Raw genomic sequence first — 6,681 nt, forward strand, 5'->3', positions numbered from 1 at the left:
CCGATTTGGCCTTTTGCGGGCCGGACGTCCGGGGCCGGGCCCTGGAGGTCGTGCCCCGGGGTCAGCGGGTGCGCCGGTCGTCGATCCCGACGGCCAGGTGCGGCCAGGACGCGGTGAGCGCGGCCAGTTCTCCCGGGGTCGGGCCCTGCGCGGGCAGCGGCCCGGCGGGGCTGAAACGGACGGTCGTACCGGACGTTCCGTCATCGGCGAGCGGTGTCAGGCCGGTCACCGGAATCCCGTGTGCGTACCGCTGGACCCACGCCCCGCCCGCGCGGCGGTTGGTGTGCACCAGCCATGCGCTGAGCGCCGCGACGACGGACATGCCGCGCCGCGGGTGGCCGTCGGGCAGGAGCTGCGCTTCGGGGTGGTCGAAGAACCGGAGGTCCTTCGTCGCCATCACCGGCTTCTTCACCGGCCGGCCCCGGTCGTCGAAGCGGGTGTCGGTGCCGCGGCCTTCGTCCGCCACGGACACCGAGCCGTCGGCGTGCAGCGTGACCGTGCACCGTCCCCCGCCCACGCACTCCGCCTCGTCGGCCGCGTAGGCGATCACTTCGAGCAGCAGGTGGCGAAGGCCGCCGGGAGCGAAGGCGGCCGGGTCCTCACGGATGCGGGCCAGGTGACCGGCGTCCACGGAACGCGCCCAGTCGTGTGTCGTGTTGCGCCACGAGGCCGTTGATCCGTCCATCCGGGCAGTATGCCGTTCCTGCCGTTGCCGTCACGTCCGGGCCCGGCGGGGAAGGCGTACGGACAGGGTCAGGGCGGCCGCCAGCAGCGCCACCGTCACCAGGGCCGTCGCGGACAGGGCCGCCGCGGGTGTGCGGCCGTGGTCCGTGAAGGCCGACCAGACCGTGACCAGCAGAGCCACGCCGACCGCGTTGGCCAGCTGCTGCACGGCGTTGAGGACGCCGGAGGCGGAGCCCACCTCCGGTTCGGACACGCCCGCCAGGATCACGTCGAACAGCGGCGGGATGACCAGGCCCATGCCGAGCCCGGTGGCGAACGTGCCGGGGACCAGCCGCCAGCCGTCCGTCGCCCCCGCGGTGGAGACGGCGAGCAGCCCCAGCCCCAGCGCGGTGAGGACGATCCCGCACTGGATCACCACCCGGCCACGGCGCCGGGCGAGCGCACCGGCCGGGCCCGCGGCGACGGCGATGCCCAGGGCCATGGGGGCGATCGCGTACCCCGCGCCCTGCGGCGAGAGGCCGAGCGGACCCTGGAGGAAGAGGGACAGCACCATCATCAGGCCGGTGAACGAGGCGAAGAAGGCGACCGCGACCAGGATGCCGCCGGTGTAGCCCCGGTTGGCCAGCAGGCTCGGCGTCACGAGCGGCGAGGCCCGCCGGTGCTGGAGCCGAGCGAAGAGCAGGAAGCCGACCGGCCCGGCGGCCAGCAGTACGAACCCCCAGAGCGGCCAGCCCAGTTCCCGCCCCTGCACCAGCGGGTACACCAGGGCGCCGGAGGCCGCTGCGGCCAGCAGCATGCTCGGTACGTCGATCCGCAGGGCGGCGTCGGGCGTCCCGCGCGGGATCCACCGGACCGCGCCGGCCAGGGCTGCCAGGCCGAGCGGCAGGTTGACCAGGAACACCATCCGCCAGCCGGTGCCGAACAGGTCCGCGCCGGCCAGGAGTCCGCCCACCACCGGGCCGCCGACCGCGCACAGGCCCATCACGGGCCCGAACAGCCCGAAGGCCCTGCCCAGTTCCTCCTCCGGGAAGACCTCCTTGACGACCCCGAAGCCCTGGGGCAGCAGCAGGGCGCCGCAGGCGCCCTGCAGGGCCCGGGCCGCGATCAGCGCACCCGGTCCCGGGGCCGCGGCGCAGAGCACGGAGGCCAGGGTGAACCCGGCGGCGCCGGCCAGGAAGAGCACGCGCCGCCCGAACCGGTCCCCCAGCCGGCCGGCGGTGATCAGGAGGACCGCGAACGGCAGGGTGTAGGCGGCGCCGAGCCACTGGACGGTCTCCCGGCCCCCGCCTAGGCCGGTGGCGATGGCGGGTCCGGCGACTCCGGTGACGGTGGCGTCGAGGAGGTCCATGACCTCGGCGGCGAGGACGACGGCCAGCACCGCCCAACGCTGCGGATGCGGATGCGGATGGGACATGACAGGGCTCCCCCTTGGAGACGGGACGGAATGACGAACAGCGTTCGTTACGAACAACGTTCGTCGCGAACGCCGTTCGCTGTCAAGTGCTAGCCTGACGCCATGGATGCACCGGCCCGCCGCAAGAGCACCCGCGCCCGCCCCGCCAAACCCCCGCTCAGCGAGCGGGCCGTCGTCGACGCCGGCCTGCGGGTCCTGCGCCGCGAGGGCCTGGACGCGGTGACCATGCGGAAGGTCGCCGCCGAGCTGGACACCGGGCCCGCGTCGCTCTACGTCTACGTCGCCCAGCGCGAGGAGCTGCTGCGCCTGATGCTCGACGCGGTGGTCGCGACGGTGCCCCTGCCCGCGCTGCCCGCCGCACCCCCCGGGGACTGGCGCGACCGGCTGGCCGCCCTGATCACCGACGTGGTGCACGCCCTCAACGCCCACCCCGGCATCGGCCGCGTCTCCCTCGGCGCCATCCCGGCCTCCCCCGCCTGGCTCGGCCTCTTCGACCGGATCCTGGGCCTCCTGCTGGCCGGCGGCGTCGACCGGCAACGCGCCGCGTGGGGCTGCGATCTGATCGCCCTGCACATCGGCGCGGTCACGTACGAGGTCTCCGTCGCGCACCCGCCCGCCGGCGACGGCCCGGACGCCCTCCAGGACGCCCTGGACGACCGCCACGCCCAGGTCTCCATCGAGGAGCGCCTCGCCGCGCTGGACCCCGGCCGGTATCCGCATCTGGCCGCGAGCACCGCCGAGCTGACGGCCGGTCCCGCCGCCGCCCGGCTCGCCCTCGGCATCGAGGTGCTGATCGGCGGCCTCGCCCCGTAGCGGGACGGCGGACGGGAACGGGAACGGCCCCCGCCCCTCCTCGCGGAGGGACGGGGGCCGTGACGTACGGCCGCCGGTGGCGGCTCGGCCGTCAGACCGCCAGCGGGCGGATCGCGGTCGGGGCGTGGCCCGGCTCGGTCGCGAGCTCCTCGAACTCGGTGACGTCGCTCATGTCGACCGTCTTGCTCATCGAGATGTTGGTGATGCGCTCCAGGATGGCCTCGACGACGACCGGGACCTGGAACTCCTGGGCCAGCTTCTTGGCCTGCTCGAAGGCCTCGCCCAGCTTCTCCGGGTCGGTGACGCGGATCGCCTTGACGCCCAGGCCCTCGGCGACCTTGACGTGGTCGACGCCGTAGACGCCGATCTCCGGGGTGTTGATGTTCTCGAACTCGAGGTTGACCTCGAAGTTGATGCCCAGGCCGCCCTGCGCCTGACGGATCAGGCCCAGGTAGGCGTTGTTCACCAGGACGTGGACGTAGGGGATCTTGTGCTGGGCGGCGACCGCCAGCTCCTCGATCATGAACTGGAAGTCGTAGTCGCCGGAGAGGGCGACGACCGGGGTCTCCGGCTGTGCGGTGGCGGCACCGATGGCGGCCGGGATGGTCCAGCCGAGCGGGCCGGCCTGGCCGCAGTTGACCCAGTGGCGCGGCTTGTAGACGTGCAGGAACTGCGCGGCCGCGATCTGCGAGAGGCCGATGGTGGTGACGTAGCGCGTCTCCGGGCCGAACGCCTTGTTCATCTCCTCGTAGACGCGCTGCGGCTTCATGGGGATGTTCTCGAAGTGCGTGCGGCGCTGCAGGGTCGCCTTGCGGTCCTGCGCGGATGCGGCCCAGGCGGAGAAGTCGGGCAGCTTGCCCTCGGCCTTCCACTCCTTGGCGATCGCCACGAAGAGCTCCAGCGCGGCCTTGGCGTCGGAGGCGATGCCGTAGTCCGGGGCGAAGATCTTGCCGAGCTGGGTGGGCTCGATGTCGACGTGGACGAACTTGCGGTCGCCCCGGTACGCGTCCAGGTTGTAGCCGGTGTGACGGTTGGCCCAGCGGTTGCCGATGCCGAGGACGAAGTCCGACTCCAGGAACGTCGCGTTGCCGTAGCGGTGCGCGGTCTGGACGCCGACCATGCCGGCGGCCAGCTCGTGGTCGTCCGGGATGATGCCCCAGCCCATCAGGGTGGAGATGACCGGGATGCCGGTCAGCTCGGCGAACTCGACCAGCAGGTCGGAGGCGTCGGCGTTGATGATGCCGCCACCGGCGACGATCAGCGGGCGCTCGGACTCCAGCAGGAAGCTCAGGGCCTTCTCGGCCTGGGCGCGGGTCGCGGACGGCTTGTAGACCGGCAGCGGCTCGTACGTCTCGGGGTCGAACTCGATCTCGGTCAGCTGGACGTCGATCGGGAGGTCGATCAGGACCGGGCCCGGTCGGCCGGAGCGCATCAGGTGGAAGGCCTGCTGGAAGACGCCGGGAACCTGGGCCGCCTCCAGGACCGTCGTGGCGGCCTTGGTGACGGGCTTGGCGATCGTGGCGATGTCGACGGCCTGGAAGTCCTCCTTGTGGAGCTTCGAGACCGGAGCCTGACCGGTGATGCACAGGATCGGGATCGAGTCCGCGATCGCGGAGTACAGGCCGGTGATCATGTCGGTGCCGGCCGGGCCCGAGGTGCCGATGCAGACGCCGATGTTGCCCGCCTGGGCCCGGGTGTACCCCTCGGCCATGTGCGAAGCACCCTCGACGTGGCGGGCGAGCGTGTGGCTGACGCCACCCACGTTCTTGAGCTCGCGGTAGAACGGGTTGATCGCAGCGCCGGGCACGCCGAACGCTTGCGACACACCCTCGCGCTTGAGGATCTCCACTGCAGCGGCGGCGGCTGTCATACGAGGCATCGAGTTCTCCTGCGGGTCTGGCGGTCAGACTGTTCCGGTTTCCAGGGCGTTTCCGCAATCCGGAAGTTTTGTTCTGCTATACGGAACAAGCTAAGCGGCGAGTCCCGGCACGTCAAGGAGCATGAGCACCCCGGAACACACCAAAAGCCGCTTCTCACGCAAGCGACTTGTACGAAAGACCGGGACTGCGCCGGATACCGGCGGAAAATCGGGGGCGCACCCGCCCCGCCGGTGGCGGGTGGTGGAGCATGGACGCACGCACGGCGACGGAGGGGGCCCACGGTCATGGCGGATGCGGTACCGGTGCGCTGCCCGGCGTGCCTGCGCGAGAACGACTACGCCGCCCCGGTCTTCCCCTGCGCCTGCGGCAGCCCGGTCACCCCGCCCCTGGACCTGGCGTCGCCGCCCCTGCCGCTGACGCACCGCACCTGGTCGCAGACGTGGGTGGCGGTGCGGTGCGCGGCCTGCGCGCGCGTGAACGAGTGGCCGCATCCCGAGCTGGGCTGTGCCTCGTGCGGGGCGGTGGCGCGGATCGCGGTGCACCCGGTGGAGCCGGAGCCGGGAACCGGGGCGCCGCAGGGGCTGCTTCCGCGTCCCGGTGTACGGGGTGCGGGGCCGGCGGGGGCTCCGGGACCGGCTCCGGTGGGGCCCGCGCCGCGGCCCGCGTTCCGCCCGATGACCATCCGTACCGCCCGCGACGCGGTGTCCACGGCCGCCCTGTACCTGCGGTGGCTCGGCTTCCGGGACGTCCGCCAGCCCGACGGCCGGCCGATCCCCTCGGCGGCCGTGGACCTGAGGGCCCCCGGCCTGGTGGCGCAGGTGGACCCGACGACCGCCCCGGTCGGGCTGCGCGCCGTGGAATGCGTCTGGCTGAACGGACTGACGGCCTCCGCCACCAGCGTCTACCTCGCGCTCGCCGGATACACGCAGGACGCCCGCTCCCGCGCGGACGACCTCGGGATACCGCTGTTCGTCATGGACCTCACCGGCATGCCGCAGCCGGTCAACGATCCGGCGGAAGCGCTGGTGGGAGCGGGGGCGTAGGGCGGCGCGGGGCAGAACGTAGGCTCGGAACAAACGTCCGCACGCGTTGGTTGCGGTCTGCTGTCTGCCCTTTCCCTGCCGAGGAGCGCCCGATGAGCCTGTACGACATCCCGCTGACCACCCTGTCCGACAAGCCGACCAGCCTGGCGGCCCACAAGGGCAAGGCGATCCTGCTGGTGAACACCGCCTCGCAGTGCGGTCTCACCCCGCAGTACTCGGGACTGGCCCGGCTGCAGTTCGCGTACGAGGACAAGGGCTTCACCGTCATCGGCGTGCCCTGCAACCAGTTCGGCGGGCAGGAGCCCGGCACCGCCGACGACATCGCGACCTTCTGTGCGGCCGGCTTCGGCGTGACCTTCCCGATGCTGGAGAAGACCGAGGTCAACGGCGAGAACCGGCACCCGCTGTACCAGGAGCTGGTGAAGACCCCGTACGCCGACGGCGAGGCGGGCGCCGACATCCAGTGGAACTTCGAGAAGTTCCTGATCTCCCCCGCCGGCGAGGTCGTGGCGCGCTTCCGGCCGACGGTCGAGCCCGAGTCCGCCGAGGTCGTCGCCGCGATCGAGGCCCAGCTCCCGGCGTAACGGCACACGGCGCCGCCCGTACGGGGAGGCGCGCGGGCGGACCGTACGGTGCCGCCCCCCGCCGGATCCGGCGGCGGAAGGCCCCGGGCCGCCCGACCCCCCCGCGACGCCCCCCGGCCGGGGCCGCGGGGGGGGTGGGGCGGGCGGGGCGGGGGACGGGGGGGGGGACCCGGGGGGGGGGGGGTGGGGGGGGGGGGGGGGGGGGGGTGGGGGGCGGGGGGGGGGGGGGGGGTAGAGCTCGGCCGGGCCCCCCCTGTGCGTTG

At 73.1% G+C, this 6,681-nt stretch carries 6 protein-coding genes; 3 read left to right on the forward strand and 3 right to left on the reverse strand.

The window, feature by feature from the left end; all coding sequences use genetic code 11:
- Window positions 1-61: 61 nt before the first annotated feature.
- Together ACFXA3_RS30825 and ACFXA3_RS30830 are read right to left on the reverse strand one after the other, a co-directional pair.
- On the reverse strand, window positions 62-685 hold the full coding sequence (locus ACFXA3_RS30825) for an ATP-binding protein (protein WP_385191994.1): 624 nt from the start codon (window positions 683-685) through the stop codon (window positions 62-64).
- A gap of 30 nt (window positions 686-715) precedes the next feature.
- Window positions 716-2,098, reverse strand: a complete 1,383-nt coding sequence (locus tag ACFXA3_RS30830) for an MFS transporter (protein WP_385191996.1) — start codon at window positions 2,096-2,098, stop codon at window positions 716-718.
- 102 nt (window positions 2,099-2,200) lie between these two features.
- On the opposite strand from ACFXA3_RS30830, the gene ACFXA3_RS30835 reads away from it, so the two are divergent.
- Window positions 2,201-2,911, forward strand: a complete 711-nt coding sequence (locus ACFXA3_RS30835) for a TetR/AcrR family transcriptional regulator (RefSeq protein ID WP_385191999.1) — start codon at window positions 2,201-2,203, stop codon at window positions 2,909-2,911.
- 91 nt (window positions 2,912-3,002) lie between these two features.
- Here the strand turns inward: ACFXA3_RS30835 and gcl are convergent, their stop codons facing one another.
- Window positions 3,003-4,790, reverse strand: coding sequence for a glyoxylate carboligase (gene gcl, locus ACFXA3_RS30840; RefSeq protein WP_385192002.1), 1,788 nt, complete (start codon window positions 4,788-4,790; stop codon window positions 3,003-3,005).
- A 285-nt stretch (window positions 4,791-5,075) separates the two neighbouring features.
- Between gcl and ACFXA3_RS30845 the strand changes: the two genes are divergently transcribed.
- Both ACFXA3_RS30845 and ACFXA3_RS30850 read left to right on the forward strand, forming a co-directional pair.
- Window positions 5,076-5,834, forward strand: coding sequence for a hypothetical protein (locus ACFXA3_RS30845; RefSeq protein ID WP_385192005.1), 759 nt, complete (start codon window positions 5,076-5,078; stop codon window positions 5,832-5,834).
- 92 nt (window positions 5,835-5,926) lie between these two features.
- Window positions 5,927-6,418, forward strand: coding sequence for a glutathione peroxidase (locus tag ACFXA3_RS30850; RefSeq protein ID WP_385192008.1), 492 nt, complete (start codon window positions 5,927-5,929; stop codon window positions 6,416-6,418).
- Window positions 6,419-6,681 lie beyond the last annotated feature (263 nt).

The organism is Streptomyces sp. NPDC059456, from assembly GCF_042750055.1.
In the GTDB taxonomy this organism is placed as follows: Bacteria; Actinomycetota; Actinomycetes; order Streptomycetales; family Streptomycetaceae; genus Streptomyces.

What these genes read in the sequence shown, in the direction of transcription:
- ACFXA3_RS30835 (WP_385191999.1), top strand. Translation starts at nt 2,201, where the DNA reads ATGGATGCACCGGCCCGCCGCAAGAGCACCCGCGCCCGCCCCGCCAAA.
- ACFXA3_RS30845 (WP_385192005.1), top strand. Translation starts at nt 5,076, where the DNA reads ATGGCGGATGCGGTACCGGTGCGCTGCCCGGCGTGCCTGCGCGAGAAC.
- ACFXA3_RS30830 (WP_385191996.1), bottom strand. Translation starts at nt 2,098, where the DNA reads ATGTCCCATCCGCATCCGCATCCGCAGCGTTGGGCGGTGCTGGCCGTC.
- ACFXA3_RS30850 (WP_385192008.1), top strand. Translation starts at nt 5,927, where the DNA reads ATGAGCCTGTACGACATCCCGCTGACCACCCTGTCCGACAAGCCGACC.
- ACFXA3_RS30825 (WP_385191994.1), bottom strand. Translation starts at nt 685, where the DNA reads ATGGACGGATCAACGGCCTCGTGGCGCAACACGACACACGACTGGGCG.
- gcl (WP_385192002.1), bottom strand. Translation starts at nt 4,790, where the DNA reads ATGCCTCGTATGACAGCCGCCGCCGCTGCAGTGGAGATCCTCAAGCGC.